The following is a 1,258-nucleotide window of genomic DNA, read 5'->3' on the forward strand; positions in this document are numbered from 1 at the left end:
GCACGTCGCCGGGGCTCCCGTGCCCGGGCCGCGGCACGCCGCATTGGCGCCCGCGCAGGCGTTCGCGGCGCTCCCGGCGGCCCGTACGCCCGTGCCGGCGGCGGCGGGGCTCGCGGTGGCTCGACGCCCCGTGAACACCGCGCTCGCCCTGCCGGTGCCGCTGGTTGAAACCGGGCCGACCCCAAATGCCGGGTTTCCTCGCCGGACTCCTCACCTCCGCGCCCGCCGACCTGCTCGGCGCCCTCGGCGCGGCCCCGGCCGACTCGGCGGAGCTGCGGCTGCGGGAGCTGCGCGCCCGGCTCGAACTGGGCGAACTGGCCGTGGCCGGCGACGCCCTGGCCGAGCTGGAGGCCCGCCATCCGGACGACTGGCGGGTGGTGTGGGCGCGCGGGATCGCCTCCCTGGCCACCGGGGACGACGAGATAGCGGCCCTGTCCTTCGACGCCGTCTACGACGCCTTCCCGGGCGAGCCGGCGCCGAAGCTGGCGCTCGGGCTGTGCGCCGAGGTCCTGGGCCAGCTGGACAACGCCGCCGAGTACTACCGGCTCGTGTGGACCACCGATCCGGGCTTCGTGAGCGCGGCCTTCGGCCTGGCCCGGGTCCAACTGGCCGCCGGAGACCGGGACGCGGCGGTGCGCACCCTGGAATCCGTACCGGAGGCGTCGATCCACTACACCGCCGCACGGGTGGCGGCGGTACGGGCACGCCTGCGCGACCGGTCCCCGGACGAAGAGCTGCTGGCCGACCTCGTGGCGGCGTCCGGCCAGGTGGAGGCGCTGCGGCGGTTCGGCCTGGACCCGGAGCGGCAGGAGCGGCTGGCGACGGAGGTTCTGGGCTCCGCCCTGGACTGGGTACTGTCGGGTAGCCGGGGTGCCGACCCCGGCCGGACCTCGCTGCTCGGCAGTCAACTGGACGAGCGGGGGCTGCGCTTCGGCCTGGAACGCTCCTACCGTGTCCTCGCCCGGCTGGCGCAGCGGGGCGAGGAGCGGATCGAACTGGTGGAACGGGCAAACCGTTTCCGTCCCCGGACGTGGGTGTGAGTGATGTCGATGCATCGGCTGTCGGGTTGCCCCAGCTGCGCGGAGCCCCTGGAAGAGGGTGACCGTTTCTGCGGGGTGTGCGGATACGCCCTCTCCGCCGCGCCACCGGACGCGGACTCCACCCCGACCCTCCCGGTCACCCCGACCGCGGGCGCGGCGGGCCGGTCGGGTCACGAACCCCCGGCCGCCCCGCCGCCGGCCCCTGCCCCACCGGCACC

At 76.1% G+C, this 1,258-nt stretch carries 1 pseudogene; it reads left to right on the forward strand.

The window, feature by feature from the left end:
• Window positions 1-136: 136 nt before the first annotated feature.
• A pseudogene (locus tag SSNG_RS12100) lies at window positions 137-1,040 on the forward strand (tetratricopeptide repeat protein); the annotation flags it as partial.
• Window positions 1,041-1,258 lie beyond the last annotated feature (218 nt).

Source organism: Streptomyces sp. C (assembly GCF_000158895.1).
Classification (GTDB): Bacteria; Actinomycetota; Actinomycetes; order Streptomycetales; family Streptomycetaceae; genus Streptomyces; species Streptomyces racemochromogenes.